Origin of the sequence: Campylobacter hyointestinalis subsp. hyointestinalis (genome assembly GCF_013372145.1) — a bacterium.
Taxonomy (GTDB): domain Bacteria; phylum Campylobacterota; class Campylobacteria; order Campylobacterales; family Campylobacteraceae; genus Campylobacter; species Campylobacter hyointestinalis.
Map to the genome: position 1 here is coordinate 1,233,636 of NZ_CP053827.1, position 24,857 is coordinate 1,258,492.

25 protein-coding genes, 1 tRNA gene and 2 pseudogenes are annotated in these 24,857 nt (G+C 32.1%); 22 read left to right on the forward strand and 6 right to left on the reverse strand.

The genetic code is table 11. From position 1 onward, the window contains the following. The first annotated feature begins 43 nt into the window (after nt 1-43). From CHHT_RS06350 to CHHT_RS06360, 3 genes are read left to right on the forward strand one after another with little or no spacing between them, the layout of a single operon-like run. Entirely contained in the window at nt 44-808 is a 765-nt protein-coding gene (locus CHHT_RS06350) for a hypothetical protein (RefSeq protein WP_034963230.1), read from the forward strand. Next, nucleotides 792-3,881 (forward strand): response regulator, encoded by a 3,090-nt coding sequence (locus CHHT_RS06355; protein ID WP_034963232.1) that lies wholly within the window; start codon nt 792-794, stop codon nt 3,879-3,881. Before CHHT_RS06350 ends, CHHT_RS06355 begins: the two co-directional genes overlap by 17 nt. 31 nt (nt 3,882-3,912) lie before the next feature. After that, nucleotides 3,913-4,350, forward strand: a complete 438-nt coding sequence (locus CHHT_RS06360) for a response regulator (RefSeq protein ID WP_255199056.1) — start codon at nt 3,913-3,915, stop codon at nt 4,348-4,350. Here the strand turns inward: CHHT_RS06360 and CHHT_RS06365 are convergent. Continuing rightward, nucleotides 4,333-4,746: a pyridoxamine 5'-phosphate oxidase family protein gene (locus CHHT_RS06365; protein WP_034963237.1), complete on the reverse strand. Its 414-nt coding sequence runs from the start codon at nt 4,744-4,746 to the stop codon at nt 4,333-4,335. The two genes, CHHT_RS06360 and CHHT_RS06365, sit on opposite strands and share 18 nt — an antisense overlap. 88 nt (nt 4,747-4,834) lie before the next feature. Here CHHT_RS06365 and CHHT_RS06370 point away from each other — a divergent pair, with 88 nt between their 5' ends. The 5 genes from CHHT_RS06370 to CHHT_RS06390 all read left to right on the forward strand — a co-directional run bounded on the left by CHHT_RS06370 (nt 4,835) and on the right by CHHT_RS06390 (nt 8,853). Continuing rightward, complete coding sequence (locus CHHT_RS06370) at nt 4,835-5,350, forward strand: hypothetical protein (protein ID WP_034963239.1); 516 nt, start codon at nt 4,835-4,837, stop codon at nt 5,348-5,350. Between the two features lie 63 nt (nt 5,351-5,413). Then, a complete protein-coding gene (dut, locus tag CHHT_RS06375; protein WP_034963241.1) occupies nt 5,414-6,109 on the forward strand; it encodes a dUTPase in 696 nt (231 codons plus the stop codon). Then, nucleotides 6,106-6,840 (forward strand): EI24 domain-containing protein, encoded by a 735-nt coding sequence (locus CHHT_RS06380; protein WP_034963242.1) that lies wholly within the window; start codon nt 6,106-6,108, stop codon nt 6,838-6,840. The genes dut and CHHT_RS06380 overlap by 4 nt, the downstream gene beginning before the upstream one ends. 51 nt (nt 6,841-6,891) lie before the next feature. Further along, nucleotides 6,892-8,610 carry a Na/Pi cotransporter family protein gene (locus tag CHHT_RS06385; protein ID WP_172506190.1) on the forward strand — a complete coding sequence of 573 codons (1,719 nt, stop codon included), beginning with the start codon at nt 6,892-6,894 and terminating at the stop codon, nt 8,608-8,610. Nucleotides 8,611-8,670: 60 nt separating this feature from the next. Beyond that, nucleotides 8,671-8,853, forward strand: a complete 183-nt coding sequence (locus CHHT_RS06390; protein ID WP_034963246.1) for a hypothetical protein — start codon at nt 8,671-8,673, stop codon at nt 8,851-8,853. A gap of 191 nt (nt 8,854-9,044) precedes the next feature. On the opposite strand, the gene CHHT_RS06395 is transcribed toward CHHT_RS06390, so the two are convergent. Beyond that, entirely contained in the window at nt 9,045-9,266 is a 222-nt protein-coding gene (locus CHHT_RS06395; RefSeq protein WP_034963248.1) for a hypothetical protein, read from the reverse strand. Nucleotides 9,267-9,423: 157 nt separating this feature from the next. Here CHHT_RS06395 and actP point away from each other — a divergent pair. Continuing rightward, a pseudogene (gene actP / locus CHHT_RS09325) lies at nt 9,424-9,704 on the forward strand (cation acetate symporter); the annotation flags it as partial. 33 nt (nt 9,705-9,737) lie between these two features. On the opposite strand, the gene CHHT_RS06405 reads toward actP, so the two are convergent. Continuing rightward, a complete protein-coding gene (locus tag CHHT_RS06405; RefSeq protein WP_034963388.1) occupies nt 9,738-10,148 on the reverse strand; it encodes an acyl-CoA thioesterase in 411 nt (136 codons plus the stop codon). An 80-nt stretch (nt 10,149-10,228) separates the two neighbouring features. Then, the gene (gene msrB / locus CHHT_RS06410; protein WP_370510344.1) at nt 10,229-11,206 is read right to left on the reverse strand and encodes a peptide-methionine (R)-S-oxide reductase MsrB; all 978 of its coding nucleotides are present in this window, start codon (nt 11,204-11,206) and stop codon (nt 10,229-10,231) included. A gap of 187 nt (nt 11,207-11,393) precedes the next feature. Between msrB and ciaB the strand changes: the two genes are divergently transcribed. From ciaB to CHHT_RS06450, 8 genes are all read left to right on the forward strand, one after another. Next, nucleotides 11,394-13,214 (forward strand): invasion protein CiaB, encoded by a 1,821-nt coding sequence (ciaB, locus tag CHHT_RS06415; protein WP_034963252.1) that lies wholly within the window; start codon nt 11,394-11,396, stop codon nt 13,212-13,214. A 110-nt stretch (nt 13,215-13,324) separates the two neighbouring features. Continuing rightward, on the forward strand, nt 13,325-13,627 hold the full coding sequence (locus CHHT_RS06420) for a F0F1 ATP synthase subunit C (RefSeq protein WP_002850080.1): 303 nt from the start codon (nt 13,325-13,327) through the stop codon (nt 13,625-13,627). Nucleotides 13,628-13,659: 32 nt separating this feature from the next. After that, nucleotides 13,660-13,745, forward strand: a tRNA-Leu gene (locus tag CHHT_RS06425). A gap of 119 nt (nt 13,746-13,864) precedes the next feature. Beyond that, entirely contained in the window at nt 13,865-14,068 is a 204-nt protein-coding gene (locus CHHT_RS06430) for a YnfA family protein (RefSeq protein ID WP_051663777.1), read from the forward strand. Nucleotides 14,069-14,133: 65 nt separating this feature from the next. Further along, a complete protein-coding gene (locus CHHT_RS06435) occupies nt 14,134-14,505 on the forward strand; it encodes a YopX family protein (RefSeq protein WP_034963254.1) in 372 nt (123 codons plus the stop codon). Nucleotides 14,506-14,516: 11 nt separating this feature from the next. Next, nucleotides 14,517-14,975 carry a metal-dependent hydrolase gene (locus tag CHHT_RS06440; RefSeq protein WP_051663778.1) on the forward strand — a complete coding sequence of 153 codons (459 nt, stop codon included), beginning with the start codon at nt 14,517-14,519 and terminating at the stop codon, nt 14,973-14,975. A 759-nt stretch (nt 14,976-15,734) separates the two neighbouring features. After that, nucleotides 15,735-16,112, forward strand: a complete 378-nt coding sequence (locus CHHT_RS06445) for a hypothetical protein (RefSeq protein ID WP_034963257.1) — start codon at nt 15,735-15,737, stop codon at nt 16,110-16,112. A 49-nt stretch (nt 16,113-16,161) separates the two neighbouring features. Next, nucleotides 16,162-16,479, forward strand: coding sequence for a hypothetical protein (locus tag CHHT_RS06450; protein WP_034963259.1), 318 nt, complete (start codon nt 16,162-16,164; stop codon nt 16,477-16,479). Nucleotides 16,480-16,987: 508 nt separating this feature from the next. Here the strand turns inward: CHHT_RS06450 and CHHT_RS09065 are convergent. Together CHHT_RS09065 and CHHT_RS06455 are read right to left on the reverse strand one after the other, a co-directional pair. Continuing rightward, a complete protein-coding gene (locus CHHT_RS09065) occupies nt 16,988-17,254 on the reverse strand; it encodes a Fic family protein (RefSeq protein ID WP_197736255.1) in 267 nt (88 codons plus the stop codon). Next, nucleotides 17,245-17,958, reverse strand: coding sequence for a virulence RhuM family protein (locus CHHT_RS06455; RefSeq protein WP_197736256.1), 714 nt, complete (start codon nt 17,956-17,958; stop codon nt 17,245-17,247). Before CHHT_RS06455 ends, CHHT_RS09065 begins: the two co-directional genes overlap by 10 nt. 353 nt (nt 17,959-18,311) lie before the next feature. Here CHHT_RS06455 and CHHT_RS09440 point away from each other — a divergent pair. The 5 genes and pseudogenes from CHHT_RS09440 to CHHT_RS06485 all read left to right on the forward strand — a co-directional run bounded on the left by CHHT_RS09440 (nt 18,312) and on the right by CHHT_RS06485 (nt 24,746). Continuing rightward, nucleotides 18,312-18,788, forward strand: a pseudogene (locus CHHT_RS09440) (zinc ribbon domain-containing protein). Nucleotides 18,789-19,008: 220 nt separating this feature from the next. Further along, nucleotides 19,009-19,893: an AraC family transcriptional regulator gene (locus tag CHHT_RS06470; RefSeq protein ID WP_034963261.1), complete on the forward strand. Its 885-nt coding sequence runs from the start codon at nt 19,009-19,011 to the stop codon at nt 19,891-19,893. Nucleotides 19,894-19,985: 92 nt separating this feature from the next. Beyond that, on the forward strand, nt 19,986-21,131 hold the full coding sequence (locus CHHT_RS06475) for an iron-containing alcohol dehydrogenase (RefSeq protein ID WP_034963263.1): 1,146 nt from the start codon (nt 19,986-19,988) through the stop codon (nt 21,129-21,131). A 387-nt stretch (nt 21,132-21,518) separates the two neighbouring features. Further along, nucleotides 21,519-22,895 carry a sodium-dependent transporter gene (locus CHHT_RS06480; protein ID WP_034963265.1) on the forward strand — a complete coding sequence of 459 codons (1,377 nt, stop codon included), beginning with the start codon at nt 21,519-21,521 and terminating at the stop codon, nt 22,893-22,895. A 27-nt stretch (nt 22,896-22,922) separates the two neighbouring features. Continuing rightward, nucleotides 22,923-24,746 (forward strand): biotin/lipoyl-containing protein, encoded by a 1,824-nt coding sequence (locus CHHT_RS06485; protein ID WP_034963267.1) that lies wholly within the window; start codon nt 22,923-22,925, stop codon nt 24,744-24,746. Nucleotides 24,747-24,857: the final 111 nt, after the last annotated feature.

Genomic DNA, 24,857 nt, shown 5'->3' on the forward strand with positions numbered 1-24,857 from the left:
TTTTAGTTAAAATTCAAAAAGACGTTCTTCAATAGGAATTTTTATGGTGCTATATAACCGCGGGTTTGAATTGATAGGTATGAGTAGAGAAACTCTAAATTTGTTTGGTTTTAATGATATAGACACGTTTTTTAAAAACCATAAAGACATATCTGATTTCTTTGTACAAAAAAGCATCATTTACAACCAAAATGTACATTTTATAGATCTCATAGTAAATCATCCAGAGTTTAACTTACAAAATATAGCGCTAAAACTTGATAGCACCGAAGTCATAAACATAAATATAGACGTAGATATCATACTCCTAAAAGACAACGATGATTATCTATATCAAGTCAGCATAACAAAAGACGGAATGAAATGCGATCTCCCTATCCGCGCTCTACCAGAGCTTAGACTTCCAGATATCGGCATAGCAAAAGACGGATCAAAAACCTTAGATTTAGAGCATAACGACAAGTATAAATTATCTAAAGAATGGCTTATAAAACTTGGCAATTTAGTAAGCCCTAGTATGGATAAATTTGAAAAAGACGTCCTTTCTTTTTTAGAATATGCAAAAATTTGCTACGACAAACTTTGCGACGCAGTGTTACTTGAAGACGAAACAACGGTTCATGAGATAACAAGATCTTTATTTCCTCTTTGCGAAGCGTTAAAATTCGATGAGTTTACTAGGACGCTAAAGCAGCTAGAGATATCCATCCACAATCAAAACTCAAGTTTTTCTTTGGATAAATATAATTTTTTTATCACTCAGCTAGAAAATATCATGAAAGAAGGGCTACATGAAAAAGATATTTAGCACGACAAATATATTTAGATTTATAAGCACTATCCCCCTTCTATTTTTGTTTGCTTTTTCAAGTATTTACATATATAAGGCATTTAATAATTATAAAAATATAGAAAATTTAAGAGCCAAATTTGAGACAGCACAAAATCTTTTACTAGTTTCAAAAGAGCTAAATGCTGAGAGAAATATCGATGCTTCTTATATACAAAGAGATAATGAAATAAATAAAAAAGCTATATTTGAGCAACGCACTAAAACCGATTTGGCCATAAAACGCTTTTTAAGACAATACTCATTACAAGCTACGGATAAGGAAGTAGAAGAGATAAAAAAACAGCTAGTAAATATCTCTTCTATAAGAAATAAAATAGATAATTTCGACTATAAAATAGACGATCTTTTTTTCGAATACTACTTTAAGATAAATAAAACCATAGAAAAAGAGATGGAAAATCTCAAAGATTATAGTATCTCCCCAAAAGGCGCCATATTTTTAGATATTTACGCAGGACTCTATAAAGAAGCAAATTTACTAAGCCTAGAAAGAGACTATGTGGCTAGATTTTTGATGATCAGCAGACCTATGGGAAACAATGAATTAAAAATTTGGCTTGAGATGTTCAACAAAGAAAGACCTCTTGGGTTTTATATCCCAGATGATAGGCTAAGTGCTAAAATAAACTCTATCCTAAGCAGCACAGATACTATAAATTTATATATGACCGCAAACAACTTCGCATCTGCGATCATCAGAGAGTCTTATATAGGCAACTACTCAGTAGATGCTCAAAAATGGCATGAGATTATGAACAAAAAACTACTCTTAAATAGCGATATAATAAACTTAGTAGATGAAAAAATAATAAGCAGTATCAATGAATTTAAAAACGAGTATCTACTAAATTTACTGATTTCATCAGTAGTCTGGCTACTTTCTGTATTATTTTTGATACTTGCTTATAAGATGAGGATCAAGATCAAAATAAGCCTAAAAAAGCTAAACAATATACTAAATATCATAAAATCCGAAAACAAAGATGTAAAGCTTGATCTAGACTCAAATGAAGGACTACAAAAAGCGTATGAAGTCATAGAAAACGCACTAGATCAGATACAATACAAAGAGTCAAAAAATCCTGACGCAAGCAGATCAAAATCCATATTTTTATCGCATATGTCTCATGATCTAAGAACGCCATTAAATGGCATAATAGGCTTCATAGAATTACTAAAAAACAGCAAACTTTCCGCAAAAGATAACGAAATAATAGACATTATTCAAAGAAGCAGCAATGATCTTTTAAAAACTATAAACAATCTACTAAGCATATCTAGGATAGAAAATGATGAGATAACCATGCAACCAAACGACTTTATACCGATAAAAGAATTTGAAAATATAGTTGAAATTTACGCACAAAAAGCACGTGAAAAAAATGTAGATTTTAACGCTTTTATAGATCCTGCACTGTCATATAAGATAAATGGCGATATAGAAAAACTAAACGACTCTTTGGCAAATTTAATATCAGGAACAATCAACTTTGCCCATAAAAACAGAAAAATAATAGTAAAGATAACAAAATTTGAACAAACAGATGATTATACAATCATAAATTTCAGCATAAAAGATAACGGTACAAATATTGAAGCCCTTAAACAAGGTAACATTTTTGATGATTTCATATCTTTAAAAAATAGTGCTAAAAACGCATATAGCAATACCCAACTAGGACTTAGTATAGCAGATAACTATATAAGTATGATGGGCGCAGAAGTAGAAGCTAAATCTTTACTAAATGGCGGCGGAGAGTTTAACTTTAGCATTAAATTTAAAAACATAGAGAAAAAACCTGCACACAAATCCGAGTTTGAAAACATAAAAATAGCTGTTTTGACAAACGATAGAGCAGATATCTACAACTCCTTCATCCACAAATACTTAGAATATCTAGGAGTAAATGTCACGTTTTTTACGAATTCAAGCCAAGTCGGCGACTTTGATATAGTCTTACTTAGACTTAAAGATTATGCTATTCCTTTAGATCTCAAAGATAAAAAGCTTATCGTTAGTGTGCCAAACAAGCGCTTAGCTCAAGGATCGATGAGTCTCAAAAAATCAGCCACTATATGCGAGCCAGTAACATTGTCAAAAATGATAAACGCTCTAAATCTTTTGATAAAAGATGAAGAAGAGGAAGAAAAATCATTTAAAGATATCAAATTTAATGCAGATATTTTGATAGCAGAAGACGAAGAGCAAAACCAAAAAGCTATTTTAGAAATTCTTTCAAATATATGTAACGTAAAAATGGTAGAAAACGGCGAACAGGCTGTTTTGGAAGCCAAAAATAACAGTTATGATCTTATATTTATGGATCTAAATATGCCTATAATGAACGGAATTTCAGCTGCAACCAAGATAAGAGAGCACGAAAAAGACAAAGGCAACCATACCCCTATGATCGCTATGGCAAATTACGACGTAAAGGTAAATCGCACAAATTTAGCAGATGATATATTTGATGCTTTTCTAGCAAAACCTATAAATAAAAGCGATATTATAAAGACCTTAAACAACTTTATTCCTGATAAAACGATAACGCATATCTTAGTTTCTCCTATCAAACCTTATAAAAAGATACGAACCAACTATAATATGGAAGTGTTCAACCTACGAGATGTTTTGCTCTTTAAAAAAAGCAGTATCGAAAACAAGATATTTAGCAGTGCGATATCTGGTTTTTGTCAAAATATAGATACGGTAAATAGCTTTGAAGAATTTAAAGAAAGACTAGAGTATAGCCCATATAAGATCATACTTATAGACTATAAAATACCAAATTTCAATGAAAATGAAGTCTATCAAATGATAAATCGCGCCAAGCAAAAGCACCACATAGGTACCATAACTATACTTTTTGTAGATCCAAACAGCACCTTAAAAGATGATCTTAGAAATAAATTTGATGAAATAGTAAAATCAAACATAAGCAAAACACAGTTAGAAACGATAGTAAATTTATGCATTAGAACAGAAGATCAAGATATTTGCATCATAAAACAAAATGATGAAAAATAAAACCGATCGTAGCGAAAGACTAGGGGAATTTATGAAAAAAATTAGAGTTCTAAATGACAGCGCGTACAAGTCTATGGGGGGGGGGTGCATGAAAAAAATCAATGTTTTAATCATAGACGACGATCCTGTCAGCTTAAAACTATTTGAGTTGATACTTGAGAGAAATCCAAATGTAAGCAGGATCTTAAAAGCGACAAACGGACTAGATGGTTTAAGTATCCTAGAAAAAAGATTTGATACAAATTTGATAATCCTAGATCTAAATATGCCCATAATGAACGGTATAGAATTTCTTATAAACATACAAACTATAAAGTATCTCTCAACTATACCTATCATAGCTACAAGCACTGATGACACCCTAAAAACAGCGGCTCTTGAACAAGGTGCTTATGACTTTTTACTAAAACCGGTTCATATAAAAGACGTCGATAAAAAGGTAAATGATATTTTAAATTTGATCTTTTGACCAGTAGAGTTTTTTACCAAATCCTAGCGCATTATCAGTGTATTTGACCCAGCTCAGTTTTATCTCATAAATATCTGGATTTAAAGGCAGCGCATACGGAAATCTTTTAAAATAAACAGTTTTAGCTCTAGCATCCCCTAAAGATATGACGCCACTTGCTTGAACTCCTTTTATCATACCTATTATCTTTGTATCCAAAGCTATGCAAATTCCTACTTTATCTAAATTTGATATAGCTTTTATATGCGTACTATCTTTAGAACTAGCGATAAAAAGAGAATTTTTTTCCTCGTCATAAGCATAAAAACAAGAGCTTAGATAAGGCACACCTTCATTTATAACTCCAAGAGTAAGTAAATTCATCTGTTTTATAAACTGGATTATCTTTTCATCCATAGATCAGACCTTTTTTTATTTTATATTATCATAAAAGCACTTAATCAAATTTTCTTTATACCGATTTATAAGGATTAAAGGAGCAACAATGATATCAAATTCATACACAAGATCATCGCTAAATAACTTTGATTTTAAGTTTAAAACAAGTTCGGGCGATGAGATAAATTTATCTATGTACGACAACAAAAGTTTAGAATACAAAAAGCAAAGTGATAAAAATACCCAAACCTCAGAGCTTACTTTAAGCCGTCATTTCGGATATAAATTTGAGTTTAAAAGCAACGGTTTAAGCCAGCAAGACAAATCAGAGATCGCAAAAGCGCTAGAAGATATCGCACCTAAGATCGATGAGTTCATAAAACAAACAAATGAGAACGCTCCTTTTTCAAATGACGCTATAACAAATTTAGCAAATTCTATAAAAAAAGATCTTCCGCAGATAAAAAATGAAAATCAAAAAAATGCCATAAGCAGCAGTGTTTTAGATCTATTTGACAATCTTTTAAAACAAAATAAAGCAGATGAAAAGACTTTGCAAAGCTCTAAAAATTTATTTGATGAGATACTAAAACAGCTCCAAAGCTTTAGCATTTATGCTTAACTAAACTTATCTTATTATTAGAATATTTTTTATATAATATTCTAAAAAATAAAAGGTAAATTTATGCAATACATAAAACTAGTCGAGGAGATGTTAAATCTCCAGCAAAAATTGAACGATGAAACAAACGGTAAAAATTGGGAAGATGGAACAACTAGCGAAGGAAAGCTCATCAGCTGGAAACGCTGCATTTATATGGAGTGTGCTGAGCTAGTTGATAGCTTTGCTTGGAAACATTGGAAATCCATAAATAAACCCACAAACGAAGAAAACGTTATAGTCGAGATCGTCGATATTTGGCATTTTATTATGAGTTTAGGGCTTGAAAATTACCACACAAACAAGCTTGGCGATATCCATACTTTAGCTATAGACATAAGCTCTTGTAGTGGATTTAGCGAATTTTGCAAAGACGCTTATGGTATCAAACAGTATAATATATATGAGATCATAAATGATATAGAAGTCATCATAAATCGTTGTAGCGGTTTTGATATTAACTTTTTTGATCTATTAAAAGACTACTTTAGACTTGCTTTAAAATGCGGGATAAATTTAGAAAAGCTTTTTGAAGTATATATGGGCAAAAATGTACTAAATAAATTCCGTCAAGACAACGGATACAAACAAGGTCTTTATAAAAAAGAGTGGAACGGTATCGAAGATAACGTCATAATGAACGAGATATTAAACTCTGGTTTACACTCACCAAACGAGATCTACAAGACACTTCAGCAAAGATATGAAAAAGCTAAATGATAAAGATACTCAGCCTATGTCTAAATGACTTTTTTAAAAAAAAGTTCATTTTACTTTCGCTTTTACCATTTATATCATCACTTTTAGTAATCGGTCTTGTTTTGATATTTGGAGCAAATGAACTATTTGATTTGCTAAAACAGAGCCTTATAAGCACAGACTTTTCATTTATAGACGAAACAAAACACGGTTTTTTAGTCTCTTTGCTCTCATCTGATATTACTAGAATACTTGTAATGAGCATATTTTACACACTAGGCGGACTCTTAGGAATACTTCTAAGTGTGATGATAGCAGCTATAATCGCAGGATTTTTAACTCCTATCGTAACTAAATTTGTAGATCAAAAATACTACAACACAAAATTAGAGTCTCAAGTAGGCACCACAAAGGTGATAAAAATCTCCCTAGCTGTATTTTTTAAATTTATACTTATATTGTTGATAACAATACCTTTTTTATTTGTTCCGTTTCTAAATTTATTTATCATAAACGTACCGTTTTTTTATCTTTTTTATAAATTTATGCTGATAGACGTAGCTTCAAACTCACTTGATGAGCTTAGTTTTGAACTTACGATGAGAAAAGACGGTGGATTTGAGTTTAAATTTGTCGCTCTAATTTTTTACGCATTGTCTTTGATACCTTTTGTGGGACTATTTTTTCAGCTATTTTTCGTTATGTTTTTTACTCATTTACTACTTAGAAAAAATCAAATTTACAGGACTTAAAAATTGAATAAAATCCTATTTTTCCTATTCTTACTAGTATTATGCGCTCTTATGTATATAAGTAAAAGTTTTTTGGTGATAAGTTTTGGCGTATGTATATTTTTATACGCTATGATAGTTTTAGAAAACAGTTTTTCTATGTTTGCAGGGATCGAAAGTTTTCTTAAAAAAGCCACTAGTAGCAAAATATCTAGCTTTAGTTTTGGACTTTTAACAACTGCTATAATGCAATCTAGCGGCCTAGTTAGCGTTCTTGCTATATCATTTTTAAGTGCTGGACTTATAAGCCTTATCTCTGGTCTTGCTATCATATATGGAGCAAATTTAGGAACAGTAACTGGAGCGTGGCTAGTTGCAGGACTTGGGCTAAAAGTCGATATAGCCTCATACGCTATGCCTCTTATCGTAGTGGGTATGCTTTTTATTTTCAATAAATCAGACAAAATAAAAGGCTGCGGATATTTTTTATTTAGCATAGGACTCCTGTTTTTAGGTATTGCATATATGAAGTCAGGATTTGACAATATAAAAGATACAATAGATCTTTCAAAGTACGCTATGAGCGGCGTATCTGGACTTTTAGTCTATACCTTAATAGGACTGATAATGACGGTGGTAATGCAAAGCTCACACGCAACTTTAACATTAGCCATAACCGCCCTAGGAGTAAATCAGATCACATATGAAAACTCAGTAGCTATAGCCATAGGATCAAATGTAGGAAGCACTATAATGGCGATCATCGGCTCGTTTAACGCAAATAGCGAGGGTAAAAAGCTAACAGTAGCCCACGTGATATTTAATATTACAAGTGCTATCATAACGATCATTTTTATCAACTTTTTTATATTTATCACAGATGAAACAGCGAAAATAGCCGGTGTAAGAGATGATGATTATACTATCAAGTTGGCTATTTTTCATACGTATTTTAATGTAACTGGGGTTTTACTTTTTTATCCTTTAACAAATTTGATGGAAAAACTTTTAAATAAATTTATAAAATCAGAGCATAAAAGAAGTAAGGTAGATACGGCTTATTATCTAAACGAAGATTCAGCGCAATTTAGCGACAGCGCAACAGAAGTTTTAGTAAAAGAAGTAAAACATCTATACTCAAACGCAAGCTCAATCATCGCAAAATCCATAAGTATAAGTAAAGAAGATATAAACTCGCCTTTAAGCCCAGAAGAAGTCATAAGATCAAGACAACAACCTATAAAAATGGATTTCGATGAATTATATAACAATAGATTTAAAGAAATTTATAGTCAGATCATAGACTTTGCAGTGCTTGCTAGCTCTAATTCTAAAAAAGAAGATATGGGTAAATTTATGGATCTTCGCAGGGTCGCGCTACTACTTGCAGAGGCGTTAAAAGATATAAAAAACTCTCAACCAAACGTATATAAATTTATCACTTCTAACAATCCATACATAAAAACCGAGTATGACAAACTCAGGATAAAACTTTTAAAAAGTCTAAGGATTATGGCTAAAATGGCAAATTTAAAAGATGACTACGATCTAAAAACTGAGCTAAAAGAATTAAAAGAAATTTACAATGATTATAACAATGATGAACTAGCTCTAGACACACTGCTAGGCGGAAAAAAGATATCAAATACGATGGCTACCTCACTTATGAATGATACTGCTTTGATCCAAGGCGTTACTAAAAAGCTATTGAAAATAGTAGAGATCATATTTACTCATTCAAACCAAAATGATGATTTCGAAGTTATCAAAAATAGCATAAAGATAGCTTGATTTTGCTCAACTATTTTTCTATAAAATATAGTAAAATAACAAAAATCGAAAGGAAAAATGATGAAACAAAACGATAAAGTATATTGCAACATATGTCTAGATAGCGACGATAACGCCGTGTTTATCCAAGCAATTCACAAAGGTGAAAATGTAGATATCTGCACGTCTTGTATGCCTACAGTTATCCACGGCTCAGGATCAGCTATAAAAAGCAATGCCGAAGTTAAAAACGAAGTAGAATAACTCAAATGGCCAAATTTACTCATATAAATTTGGCTAATTCTTATAAAGCTCCAAATTTATACATTTTATTTTAATAATTCAATAAAAGCATATTCTTTTTTATTTAATATAATATTTTATTACCTTAAGTAATATTTGTATTGCAAATTTTATATCTAAATTTATAGCTTCTTGCTACGATATATTTAATCTTAAAACAAAAAGAGATAAAAACATCTAGAAAAAATCAAATTAATAGATCTTGAAAAGGTGAGTGAGCCTTTTAGCCCAGTAGTTATAGCAGTACCGATACCCAGCATAGCGGTGCTTGTTTTAGTAACGCTTGAACCTAATGCTTTTATCTTAGTTTCCAACGCCCCAATATCTGTTTTAGCCTTATATCTGAGCGGATTTGCACCAAGCGCAGCTATCATCTTAAGACATTGCGACTATTCCGCTATAAAAATCTTGCAAACCTTTTTGAAGCTTTGCGTAATCTTTCATACTTAGCTCATCACTGCTTAATCAAGTTAAATTTGATATCATTTTAAGTATAGTTTTAAAATATAAAATGTAGCATTTATGGTATAGCTTGCTTTTGCTATAGCCGCAAGCGTAAATTTGCCTATGCTTTTTTACTTGATATATTGAAAAATCTCGCCGCAAAAGGCGCATTTTAAGACGGATTTATATGGCTAGCAGCGGTTGTCGATCTAGCGATATTTTCTATACCTATAACATTTATACTTATGTATTTGATATCTAAATTTAATAATTCATATAGAGAAAAGATAGATAGAAGTGGATTTGAAGCTCAGTATTTTAGAGCGCAAAGCGAGATGGAAGCTAATAAAGAGCGAGTAACTAGATAAATTCGGTCAGCTATAAACTGACTGAGTATAAATTTAATTTAAAAAACCGTGAAGTCTTTTTAACTCAGTGCTTATCGGCTTTTTATTGCCTAATTTATCAACGCTTACGTAAGTAACCTCAGCTGTAGTTACCGGTACGCACTCTAAGAAACCACCGTCATTTAAGCGCTGAACCACCACTTTTACAGCGGTAGTTATAGATGTATTTCCTACATTTATGACTTTTGCGTAGCAACTCACTATATCTCCTATAAAAACAGGCTCTTTGAAGATGACTTCCTTCATAGATATAGTCACTACACGAGTCGGCGCTAACTCTCTAGCTGCTATTGAGCCAGCAAGGTCGATCTGAGATAAAATCCATCCGCCAAATATATTTCCAGCAGGATTAGTATCACTAGGCATAGCGACTATTTTAATTCTAGGCTCGCCCATATCTTTCATCATATTTTTCCTTATAATTTTAATTTTTAGCCGAGTATTTTATCTAAGTTAGTTAAATTGTCTTTAAATTTGATACTAGTTTATTTAACATAGATTATATAATCCTTATACCCTTCTTTTTCCATATCTTCAAGCGGTATAAATTTCAAAGAAGCGCCATTTATGCAGTATCTTAGCCCGCCTTTATCTTTTGGACCGTCAGTAAAAACATGACCTAAATGGCTATTAGCAAGGCTCGAAGTGACTTCCACTCTCTCCATACCGTGACTCAAATCGCGATTATATTCAAGCGCGTCAGTAGTGATAGGCTTCGTAAAACTCGGCCAGCCGCACCCTGCGTCAAATTTATCGCTTGAACTAAAAAGCGGTTTTTTACTCACAATATCTACGTAAATTCCTTTTTTATCAAATTTATCATACTCGCTACTATAAGGTTTTTCCGTAGATTTTTCTTGAGTTACTGCATACTGTAGATCGGACAATTTTACCTTAAGTTCGTCTTTTGAAGGCACTTTAAATTTGCTTTCATCATAAAGTGGCTTATCTGCAAGGCTTAGATCCACATGGCAGTAACCGCCCGGATTTTTATCCAAATACTTTTGATGATACTCCTCAGCCAAAACATAATTCTTAAGCGGCTCTACTTCTACTGCGATCTTTTTATCGTATTTTGTCTGTTCGTGTTTTATGAATTCAAATATCTCATTTTCCAAACCGCTATCATTATAGTAAATTCCGGTTCTATACTGCGAACCGACGTCATTTCCTTGTTTGTTTACTGAAAATGGATCTATTATCCTAAAATAATGGGCCAAGATCTCAGCCAAACTCACTACGTTTTTATCAAATGTTATATGAACAGTCTCGGCGTGACCTGAGTAATGAAGTGAGCGATAATCAGTCTTGTCGCTCTTACCGTTTGCATATCCAACATCGGTTTTTATAACCCCTCGTATCTTATCGAAATACGCCTGTGTCCCCCAAAAGCAACCTCCTGCTAGATATATATCTTTTAAATTTCTCATATCGCTCTCCTTTGCATTTAAAAACAGTGTCATAAATATAGCCACAACCAAAAATAATAATTTTTTCACGTTTCTCCTTATGTGTCAAATTCATAACATTTTAGCACTTATTTGTAAATAAGGTTTTAGCGTCATATAAACAGATATTTTTTCAAATTTATATCAGATGTTAGTATTTTAGTGATAAAATTTATCAAAAATAATCAGAAAAAGGATAACAATGAATGACTTCGCAGCTCTAAACAAGCTGGTAAAAAAACAGAAAAACGAGCTAAATAATTTATATAAAAATATGGACAATGAGATAGTTTCAAAAGCCTTAAATTTATGCTCTTTAGATAGTTCTAGCGTCAATAAAATAGCGGTTTTGAGACGGATCGTAGATTTAAATGAAGTTGGAATTATAAATGAGCTTAAAAACAGCGGTAAAAGCGAAGACGAGATAGATACCATAAAAGCTAAAATGTATGATTTTGTAAGCGAGTTTTATATAAATCGCCACCAGGGCTTGATAAATGAAGTAGAAGAAAAAGGCATTTTAGAGCCGTTTTATTTGGAGCTCATTAAGTCAATACATCGCATCGGTGTATCTCTAAGCAAAATGCAAAAAACATGGCAAAAAAGTATCATAGAGACTACAAATAGGGAATTTGAAACTAAATTTGAGAGTATCGCAAAAGCAAACGAGTTTATCACTAAAAACAGACTTTATCAGATAAATCCTGACAATTCGCGCTGCGATAGGGTTTATGGCGCAGTGATAAAAAACAGCGAGGATTATAAGCTAGCACCTTACGCAGTCTCTTTTAAAGATGAGATGAAAAGCGTAAAAGACGCTTTTGAAACTAGTCTAGTAAATTTGGAAAAATTAAGCAAAACAAAAGACGATGAAAGCTATGTAATATACTTAGCAAAGCTAAAAAATGCATTTTTGCAAACAAATAATGATCTTGTGATAGCTAGCTGGCAAGACGCCGAGCGTGCGTGGATGGATACTAAAGGCAAAATTCAGATAGGTCATCCATTAGAGTATTACGAAGACGCTTATACACACGCAGTAGCGCTCGAATGGGACATCAGACTAGTTGGTGATTTAAGCGTTGATGAGACTAAATTTAAAAATAGCATAAAAGAAAGCTTTGATGAGATCTACTCAAAAACCGGCGTAAAAAACCAAAATATGGTAAATTTAGTACATTCAAACATAGATAAAACCCAGCTTTATATATCCGTGCCTATGGTGTATTACGCTGCTGAGTTTAACGGTCTTTTTTCGGCGCAAGTCGTGCCAAATGATGAGATAGTTAGCCGTGAGTGCGGCAAAAAGATATTTGCTTTTGTAAATTTCGTATATGAAAGCACAAAGGCTAAGCCTTTTATGAAACTAGCAAGCGAGATTTTTGATAAAGATTTCTTGGATTTTGGTAGAGAAATTTTGTATAAAAAACCTGAAATTTGGAAAAAAGTCTATGAGATCTCAACTATCGGACACGAGTTTGGGCATATTTTATTTATAGATAGCGACACGCAAAGCGCTATGAACAAAAGCGGAGAATTTAAATTTATAGAAGAGTATAAAGCTACGACTGGTGGACTTATAAATTTCTTTTTGCATGAAGATGCTACTTATAAAATGGCCGTATTTCACGAACTTATCAAAAGAAGCATAGGACTCATAGCGTGGCAAAAAGTCACCGAAACAAGGGCGTATTATTGTGAGGGGCTCATACATCTAAGCCTACTTTTTAGATCAGGAGTTTTAAAATTTGATGGTAAAAAACTACAGATAAACTTCACTCAAAACGGTTACGAAAGCTTTAAAAATGAAGCTATGCAAAACTACATAAACCTAGCAACACATTATTCAAACAAGTTTGATGCAGGAGAGTTTTTGGCTAAATTTGCTAAGTTTGAAGGTGAAATTTACTTACCGCAAGATAGAGAAACACTGGAATTTGTGAAGTTCTACTACCAAAAATATGAAAAAATGGCAAACGAGATCGATGATAGCGGCGAATGGCAAAAATGGCAGCAGGCATAAATGCTAAATTTAAAGCAAATCAAAGCAAATTTAAAATATAATTACACGTTTTAAGTTCTAAGTAGGGAATTTATCCGAACTAACTTAAACATAAAATTTTAGGAGCATTTATGAAAAAAGTTCTTTTTCTTGTAGTAGCTTTAGCAAGTTTTGCTTTTGGTGCTGATGGCGAACAAATCAAAGCATTTTCAGTTGTAGCAGCTGGCATCGGTCTTGGTGTTGCAGCACTTGGTGGAGCTATCGGTATGGGACATACTGCAGCAGCAACTATCCTTGGAACAGCTAGAAACCCAGGTCTTGGCGGAAAGCTTTTAACTACGATGTTTATCGCTCTTGCGATGATCGAAGCACAAGTTATTTATGCACTTGTTATCGCTCTTATCGCACTTTATGCTAACCCATTTTTAGGTTAATCTTTAGCCCCAAACGGGGCTTTTATTCTACTGCGATCATGGTGGAATTGGTAGACACGCTATCTTGAGGGGGTAGTGCCGCTACGGTGTGCGAGTTCGAGTCTCGCTGATCGCACCATTTTCTAATGCAATAATAATAATAATACAAAATATTGCCCTATTCTTCATTGCTGCATTTTTTGAGATACTTGGATATTTTACTTTTTGACTCTATTTTAGAGATGATAAAACTCATTGATGGCTTGGGCTAGGAGTTGTTTCGCTTCTAATTTTGCTTATATTTTAACTAAAATACACGTCTCTCACGCTGGAAGAATTTACACTATTTATGGTGGAATTTATATCGTAGACTCTCCTCTTGCTTGGCTAGCTTTGGTAGAAAAAGAAAGCTTTAATATATGGGATATTCCAGGTTTGTTTTTAGTATTTCTTGGAGAATAAAGACATTATAGCTAAACTTGAATTAATGGTCAAAAGTCAAGAAAATCTTCTTAAGGATATCCAAAGTGCAAAAACACAAAGTATGGCATAAGCTTGAGAAAGAAACTTATATTGTTTTAGATATATTTTTCACTAAAGATGGAAAAGCTATGGCATTTGAAGGACATAGAATTGATAGCTCTACTATTAAGCTATTGCCTTTGAATGAAAGTATCATATTGCTCCATTCTACTGGCTTTAGCGATAGAAATGGAAATGCAATATTTGAAGGCGATATTGCACGTGCAGATTTTGGTAAAGTAACCATTCAATTTGCTAAGGTTCGTTCAGAATATGTATCAGGATTTTTTGTAACACACAAAAACATAAAGACATTCCATGAATTAACTAATAAGAATTCAAAACAGCTAGAAGTTGTTTTAAGCGCATTTCAGTGACAAGGATATATATGGTCCATACAACACGCGTTAGCTTTGCTATATCAGTAGCATTGGCACCAATAACTACTCTATCATATTTTGCTAATATAAATATTAATGAGCAAGTCTTAGGTCTATTTATTTTTGGCATATCTATTGGAGCGATATTTCCAGATATTGATGAGCCAAATTCAAAGATTGGAAAGAAATGTATCGGAATATCAGAAATCATTAAAACACTATTTGGCCATAGAGGCGCTACACATTATTTCGTTGTGCCTATTTTTATGACATTATTGTTGATATTATCTAATACAAAAAATATCATGGTCCTTAGTATATCATTTGGCTTTATTACTGGTTATTTCTTGCATATCATAGGTGATAGTATGACTAAAAGCGGTATAAATAAAGCATTTTGGCCACTATCAAATAAATCGTTTGGATATTCCCTAAAAAGTATAGATTTTATACAAATTCTAGTGTAGAGCGATTTATAGTTCTACCCTTGAGCACTTCTATAATGCTTTTTGAACTCTATGTTATATTTAGAGATATTTTTGTGCATTTGCAATAACTAGCCTATTAGTTTTTGTAATAGGCTAAATCCTTTAACAATTCTTTGTACTAATATATTGTTAATATGTATGATAACTATTCTCAAAATATTTTCTAAATTCTATCCTATAATTAATCAAAATTTAGACCAAATTTATGTAAACAAATTTAAATAATTTATAAGCAATCTTATATTAATTTTTAAGAATAAAAAAGTTACAATTCTCCCTGTAATTCGTATTTAGAGACACTTAAACATTCTATGGCTACTTTAGCCAAATTCATAAATTTTTATAATTTATATTTAATATTTTATTGATTTTTTACAAAAATCTGCATAGGCATTTTATACCCAAATTTTCAGTTTTAGTTGAGTGTTTTATACTCTAAATTCACTAATTACAAAAATGTTTTGGTCTTTTTTTACGAATTACAATTTAAAAAAAGGAGGTTTAGGTTATGAAAAATATAATCTTTTTAGTTATTGCGGGTCTTTTGGTTGTTGGATGTGGATCTCTAATAAGCATAGGCGACAGCAATACAAATACACTAAACAATGAATCAAAAAAGGATAAATAATGAGCGCAAATATGGTTTTAAATGATAATATAAAAACAGACAATGAAGTAGAAGTAGTAAATAGCGAGTTAAGCTTTAAAGAACAACAAGCTCTATCATACGCATTTTAGATGCCTTTTATGATCGCCAAACTTTGGGTTATGATGTCAAAGATTATACACCAGACGATGTTACTCAAGATATTTATAGATATTGTTAATGAAATGGGAAGGCAAATAGTTACGAATACAAGAATAGTAGCAATAGCTGAAGTCTTTTATAATATTGGAACTGCCGTTGGATTAGGACAAACATTTCTACGTGCATTAAAAAATCAATTTGAAGATATAGACAATGTGCTAGAAATAATATCTTTAATATCTGTTTCCAAAGATAAATTAATTCAGCAAAAAAATATTATAATGAGCAACTTCTTTGCTAGAGCTGTTTTAATACAAATTTTAAACACTAGAAAGCAAGAGATTGAACTTAAATTTTTAGGTTTTTAGTAAATAATCCGTTGCTGCAAAATTTACAGCAGCTTAAAAAGGTATTTTTATGTCCGATATAATAGCATATTTTTTAAATTCATTAAGATGGATGCTGCAAGCTTTTAATTATCTCAGAGAAGAACATGAAAATAAATTTTTAACAGTAATTTTAGAGAGCTCAATTGCAATTGGCTCAATAGTTTTGACTTTAACTAAAAGTTTTAGTACTGCTGTTACGGTGCAATTTATATATTTTTTAATAATATATTTTATAAGAGATATAAAAAATATAGAGTTATATATTAAAAAACTAAATAAGATACTTTGGATATTAATACCTTTGATGATAGGCATTACAATTATAAAATACTTTTTAAATAATTAAATACTAATTCACCACTCAGTGGAAAATTAATGCCTAAAAGTAAGTAAGCTTGTAAACTTAAATTTTTAAGAATAATATAAGATAATATTTAGGATGATGCTATCAAAAAGGCATTATCTGTATTTAACTTTTTATTTAATTTTACCGAATTTTTAGTGCTAATACTTTCTAAAAGAAAGTTGTATTATTATATAGTATCTTCATGGCTTACAATCTCAATTTTTATCAATATCTTTTTTAGTATAAAAATAAGTCAAAATATAGGTATCAGCATAATTTTTTATTTTATAATGTATTGTTTAAAAGATTCTACTAACTTTAAAATATATATTAAAAAAAATAAGCTTTATATGCTGGACGATTTTAATTGTATCTTTTATTATTTATACTTGTATGATCTTACAAGAATGAACCGAAAGTCAAAAAAATAGCCCACCTTATTTTCAAGGTATTTTTTTCAAGAAAAGGTGAATAATGCTATACTCCTATCATTTTAAACACAAATTCACTAATCCCCTAGCAAATTCACTATAAGCTTTATAATAATATCTTTTTGATTTGGCTCACTTTTGGCAGTCATTAAAGCTAAAGCAGTAAGGGCGTTATCGTTTATTTTTAGCTCTTTATTTGGTTTATAAAGCAATGAGTTTTTAGATAAAAACAAAATAAACATAAATGCACCTATTCTTTTATTGCCATCACTAAAAGGGTGATCCTTAATAATGTAGTAGAGCAGATGAGCTGCTTTTTCTTCTATGCTTAGTATTAGATCCACACCGCCAAATGTCTGATATATATTGCCAAGAATTCCACCGAATTCATTTGCTTTTTGTCTACCAAAAAGCTCACTCGCCTCGCCTTTTTTACCAGAGATGATTTGAGCGATTTAATAGCTTCTAGTGCTTCATCTATCTCTAGTACAAATCCATTTTGGTTTGCTTTTGGATTTATCAATAATGAGTTTTCATCATAGCCTTGTAGTAAACTCCAAGTTTTTGAATAGCCTATAATTACGTCAAGAAGCCCTTTTGCTTCAATTAAATTTAATTCACTTGAATCTATAGTTTGTTTGAGTAAATTTATGGTTTGATCTAGCTCTTTTAATCCTTTTTGAGCTAATTTCTTTTGATTTATAGCATAACCACTTACGATATAGCTCTTTAAAACAGATGTTGCCCATTGACGGAATTTGGTAGCTTTTTTGGAATTGACACGATAACCAACAGAGATAATCATTTCAAGGTTATACAAATTTACTTTTCTAAGCTTGCCATCTTTAGCAACTTGTTCCATTTTGGAACAAGTTAAATTTTGACTGAGTTCCTCATCTTTGTATATATTATTTATATGCTTCACAATAGCTGGTCTTTGTACGTAGAAAATCTTAGCTATATCTTCAGCATTTAGCCAAATCGTATCACTCTCTACCGAAACTTTAAGCTCTATCTCTCCATCATTATACACTACTATATCTGACATATTGCGCCTTTTGTTGTTTTGAATATTTTATCAGATTTATGAGCATTAAACAATATAGTATAATCTTTATAAGTTTTTCTAGCTTTTATAAGTATTTTAATAATGTATATTAGTATTTTTAAGATGTGTAAAAGTGTTTTTACAGATTTTTAAAAACTTATCTTTAGCTCTTTTAATCCTAGTGCCTTAGCATATTTGATTATAGTGCTTAGCCTACTATCGTAGCTACTCTCAAATCTAGCTAAATTTTATATAAAATTAGCTAATTAAAGAAAAGATTATTTCTTTAATTAGCTTCTTATTTAGCTAAAAAATGTGATAATGTCTTTATTGAAGACCTCAATTTAAAAGCTATGGCTAAAATTTGGGGTAGAAAGATAAATGATTTAGCGTTTAAAGAATTTATTTCTATTTTAGAAACAAAAACAAATGTTATTAAAATAGATAAGTTTTATCCAGGTTCTAAGACTTGTAGTTGCTGCGGATACATCAGAAAAGATTTAAGTCTTAAAGATAGAATGTTTGAGTGTCCTAATTGTAATGCAAAATTAGATAGAGATTATAATGCTAGTTTAAATATTTATAGAGTTGGGGCTCTTAGAGGAGAATTTGTAAGACCTACGAAAGTAGGCTAGATTTGTTGATATTAGAAACCTCTGCATTTATACGTTGGGGGGGGTATGTCATATAAATTCGTAAATAAATCAGTAGGATTAGTTCAATCCGAATTTACGCCTATGGACTTGACGGCTCTGTTAGATGATTTAAGCTCAAATCAAATAGCAACTAGCAAGGTTGAAATAGGAATACAACAGAAATTCTATTTATAGATTTTTATATCTATTTATAGGATTTTATAGGTTTATAGGAAAGGTTTTGTAATATTTTTTGGGAACTTGAAGTAGATTAAAAATTTAGCTCGTTAGATTAATTTTACATACACAAATCACAAATTTAAATAAAACAGATAAAACAAAGTTTATCCTGCTTTAAAAATGCATATTCGATATTTTAAATTTTATGACATAATATAGACTTCAGGAGAACACAATGGACTACAAACAAAATATTATAAATTTATTATCCGATAAAAAAAGCAAAAAGATCACTACAAATTTAGATGCTCTAAATTTTTATGTAGAACAAGAGAAAACAGAATTTACGAGCGTTATGTATGAACCTTCGCTTTGTGTCATTTTACAAGGCAAAAAAGACGTGAGCTACAATGATGAAAAGTATGGTTATGATAACAAAAGTTATCTTATCTCCACGCTAAGCGTTCCTGCAAAAGTGCAAGTTACAGATGCTTCAAAAGACAAACCTTACATCTGTTCTGTTCTTACTTTTAGTTTAGAAGAGATATACAACGTCATGAAAGAGACTGGGATAGATAGATCTTCAAAAGATAAAAATTTAAAAAGTTGTTTATGCTTAAATACTTTAGATGATGATATATTAGAGCCATTATTTAGACTCACAAAGTTAGCTCTTAAAAGCAAACGCGAAAGCTTTCTTATAAATTTAACCAAAAAAGAGATCATCTACGCCCTACTCCAAAAGAACGAAGCATTGCTTAAACAGTATGTTTTAGAAGGAAGTATAGCAAATCAAGTAGCAAGAGTCATAGTCGATATAAAAGAAAATTTCGATAAAAGTATCAACATAAAAAAACTCTCAAAAAATATAGGCATAAGTGAATCTTCCCTATATCAGAATTTCAAAAAAATCACTACTTTGAGCCCTCTTCAATTTCAGAAAAAAATCAGACTAGAAGAGGCTAAAAAAATGCTTGTCTCTACAAACAAAGAAGCATCTGATATAGCATTTTTAGTCGGCTACGAAAGCCCGTCTCAGTTTAGTAGAGAGTATGCAAGAATGTTTGGAATGCCACCAAAAGCGCACTGTAGCTTTTTAAGAGATAGTATAAATTTGTAGGATCAGGCAATCAATATGGAATATTTTTCTATCCGAAAATTAAAAGAAACAGTATAATTATAAAAATAAAAATTCAGATCAAGGAGAGAAAAATGGTAAATTTTTCATATTATAACCCGACAAAAATAGAATTCGGAAAAGGTAAAGAAAATAGTATAGGCGAGTACTTAAATGAGTATGGTGCAAAAAATGTTTTGATACTTTTTGGCAGCGATAGAGTCAAAAAAGACGGACTTTTTGATAAAGCAACCGCAAGTTTAACTAAATTTGGTATCAAATTTAGTGAACTAGGCGGTATCGTAAGCAATCCGGTTTTAAGTAAAGTCTATGAAGCTATAAATTTAGCTAGAAAAAACGGCGTAGATAGTGTGCTTGCCATAGGTGGTGGCTCTGTGCTAGACACTGCAAAAAGCGTAGCCGCTGGAGCAAAATATGATGGCGATGTATGGGATCTATTTTTAGGAAAAGCACCGATAAAAGATGCACTTATGGTATTTGACATCATGACTTTAGCAGCAACTGGAAGTGAAATGAACTCATTTGCCGTTGTAACAAACGAAGATACAAAAGAGAAAATATCTATAACTTCAAGCCTTATAAATCCAAAAGTTTCAGTCATAAATCCAGAGCTTATGAGATCAATCTCTAAAAACTACCTTGTATATTCGGCTTCTGATATCATCGCTCACAGTATCGAAGGGTATTTAACCGCGACTCATCATCCAGAGATCATCAGTAAATTAGTAGAAGCAAACATCTCAACCATCATCAAAACAACAGAAATTCTACTAGCAGATCCTGACAACTATGACGCTAGAGCCGAGTTTGCATGGGCTGCAACCTGCGCACTAAATGGCACTACTTATGTTGGCGTGGGCGGCTACTCTTATCCAAATCATATGATAGAGCATTCCATCTCAGCGCTTTATGGCGTTCCACACGGCGCTGGACTTTCAGTCGTGATGCCTGCTTGGATGAAATGGTACAAAGATAAAAATGAAGCGCAATTTAGCAGATTTGCAAAAGTTATCTTTGGTAAGAACAGCGCAGATGAAGGTATAGAAGCCTTAAAAACATGGTTTGAAAAGATAGGAACTCCTACAAAACTAAGAGATTTCGGACTTGATATGAGTGTGAGTGATATCACTACCACAGCGCTTCATCACGCAAAAGCTTTTGGTATAGCTGATGTCTATACAAAAGATGTACTTGAAGAGATACTAAATTTAGCCTACTAAAATGATTTTGCACCAAATTCGGTGCAAATTCCGTTATAATATCAAAAAAATAAAAGAAATTTGATATGATACTTCCCAAATTATCTACTACATAAATATAAATTTATAGGCGACAATGAGCTGATATTTTTAATATACGGCTCTGAAATAACAAATTTAAAATACCAAGCCAAATTTGAAAAAAATGCAATAATCTTTGTAAAAAATGGTAAAAAGTTAGTTTATATATAAAAATTTAAATATATAGATAATATAAACATAAGCTACCTATCAAAATATTTCCAAAAAGTTACACTACATATAAAAAAATATTTTTTTATACAATTATAAAAGCATTTAAAAGAAAATTTTGTTAAACTATTCATTATTTAAAATTTAAGGCTTATGATGATAGAAAAGTTTTCTAAAATCGGTTTCGTTCTTGCTATGGCAGGAAGCGCCGTAGGGCTTGGAAATGCTTGGAAATTCCCAACAATGGTCGGAAACAACGGAGGTTCGGCTTTTATACTACTTTATATCGTGCTTACACTTAGCATCGCCGTAGTCGTGTTTTTGGCCGAGCTTAGCATAGGAAAGTTAGGCGAGAGCGATCTTGTGAGTTCGCTACACAAACTAGCTCCAAATCATAAAAAGCAGTGGAGTTTAGCTGGATTTTTTATGATAACGGCCGTACTTATAGCTTCATTTTATATGATAGTTATCGGCTGGATATTAAAATATACTTTTATGAGCTTTGGCTCACTTCCCAAAGACCCAGCAAGCGCCGGAGAAACATTTGGAAATTTAGTTACAAATGATCTTTTGAGCGTATTTATATGCTTTAGCATAGTATTTTTGATAGTATTTTACGTAGTTTCAAAAGGTATAAAAAGCGGTATAGAAAAACTAAATTTATGGATGATGCCATCTTTATTCGTATTACTTATTTTATTGCTTCTATATGCTATTTTTGAGAGCGGTAGATTTGGCGATGCTCTAAGCTTTATATTTATTCCCGATTTTAGCAAGATTTTAAACCCGACTATTATTTTACAAGCTTTAGGACTTGCATTTTTCTCTATGTCGATGGGCGTAGGAACAGTTTCTACATACGCTGCAAGCTTACCTGATGGAACGAATTTAGTTAAATCTACATTTTCGATAGTATTTATAAATATATTAATAGGAATAATGATGGGGCTTGTAGTTTTTTCATTTATCCCTATCGTTGATGGACAGCCTGCAAGTGAGGGCGCCGGACTTATCTTTGTTTCTTTAGCTTCACTTTTTGCACAAATGGGACTTGTCGGAAACTTTCTTGCGGTACTATTTTTCGTCTCATTGCTATTTGCAGGTATTACGTCCGCAGTTTCTATGATAGAGCCATTTACGCTTTATCTTATAAATAAATTCAAATTTACTAGAAAAAAAGCACTCGTAACGATCGGAATAGTCGTGTATATATTAGGTCTTTTTTGTATATTTTCATACTACGGTATTACTTCAAATCTGTTTTCATTGCCAAAAGAGCTATTAAATACACAAAAACCTATACCGTTTTTTGATGTACTTGATTTTATGACTTCAAATGTTCTTATGCCTTTAGGAGCGATTACATTTAGTATTTTTGTCGGTTGGGTATTAAAACGTGAAGGAATTTATATATTATTTTCAGGATTTATGAGTAAAAATGTGTTTGAAATTTGGTATTTTACACTTCGTTTTGTTGCACCGATGGCTATTTTGGCTATCGGAGTTTATCAACTTATAGTTAAGCTTAGCTAATAAAAATTTATAAAAGGAAATAAAAAAATGGCAAAAAAATTTATAGATATTATGGATACCACGTTTCGCGACGGTTTCCAATCTGTATTTGGCGCTAGAGTCTTAATGGAAGACTTCTTACCCGCGGTTAGCGCGGCAAAAGAAGCCGGTATAAACCACTTTGAATTTGGTGGCGGAGCTAGATTTCAAAGTTTGTATTTTTATTTAAATGAAGATGCTTTTACGATGATGGATAAATTTAGAGAAGCTGCTGGAAAAGAAGCAAATCTACAAACTCTATCACGTGGCGTAAACACCGTTACATTAGATACCGGAAGTCGCGAACTAGTCGATCTTCACGCAAAACTTTTTGCAAAACACAGTACAAATACCATCAGAAATTTTGACGCATTAAATGACGTAAAAAATTTACAATACAGCGGAGAAAGAATAGTTCACCACGGACTAAAACATGAAGTAGTAGTTACTATGATGGATCTTCCGCCAAACTGCGTTGGAGCTCACGACGCTGCATTTTATGAAAAAAGTTTAAGAGATATACTTGATACTGGTATCAAATTCCACAGCGTATGTTTTAAAGACGCAAGCGGAACAAGCAGTCCTGAAAAAGTATATCAAACTATAAAAATGGCTAGAAGACTACTTGGCGATAGTGTTCATATCCGTCTTCATACTCATGAAACTGCCGGCGTAAGTGTAGCTTGCTACCTTGCAGCACTTGAAGCAGGAGCCGACGGTATAGACTTAGCTGCCTCTCCAGTAAGCGGAGGAACGAGCCAACCAGATATTCTTACTATGCTTCACGCAGTTAAAGGTAAAAACTACGATCTTGGCGGACTTGACGTAGAAAAAATCCTAAAATATGAAGAAGTATTACAAGACTGCTTAAAAGACTATTTTATGCCGCCTGAAGCCATTCAAGTAAGTCCTCTTATACCGTTCTCTCCTATGCCTGGTGGCGCACTTACTGCAAATACTCAGATGATGAGAGACAACAACATACTAGGTAAATTTCCAGCAGTCATAAAAGCTATGAGAGAAGTAGTAGAAAAAGGCGGATATGGTACAAGCGTGACCCCTGTTAGCCAGTTCTACTTCCAACAAGCATTTAACAATGTGATGTTTAGACCATGGAAAAAGATAGCAGACGGATATGGAAAAATGGTTCTTGGATACTTTGGAAAAACACCCGTTGAACCAAACAATGAGATAGTAGAGCTTGCCAGCAAACAACTCGGTCTTGAACCTACAAAAGAGAGTGCTATAGATATCGCAGATAAAGACGAAACAAAATCACTCGCCTATACAAAAGCTATCCTTGAAAAAGAAGGAATCGAACAAACCGAAGAAAATATCTTTATAGCAGCCGCTTGCAAAGAAAAAGGAATAGCCTATTTAAAAGGTGAAGGCAAAGTTATGGTAAGAAAGATCGGCGATTTAGGGACTTCTTGTAAACCAAGTTCAAAACAAGCAGATGCAAACAAATACAGCGTAGTTGTAAATGGAAACAAATATAATGTTGAAGTTAGTGATGGATTTGATAATTTTGAGATAAAATCTGTTACAAAAGTAGAGGCTAGCAAATCAAAAGCAGAAATCAAAACAAATGATGTCAAAAGTAGCAGCGATAGTAGTAGTACCCAAAACGAGATAAAAGCCACTATGCCAGCAGGAGTATTTAAAATACTAGTAAAAGTCGGTGATACAGTTGGTAAAGGTCAAACTCTCATCATACTAGAAGCTATGAAAATGGAAATTCCTATAGAATCACCAAATGCAGGCGTAGTAAGTGAAATTTTAGTATCTCAAGGCGAAACAGTAGAAGACGGACAAGTACTTCTAAAATTATAAAAATTTATTATCCGTAGATTATCTACGGATAATTTTCAAATTCAAATTTCTTTCCTGATATGAGCAAAAATAAAAGATATATTAAGCAAAAAGTTATTACAATTTCAGCAG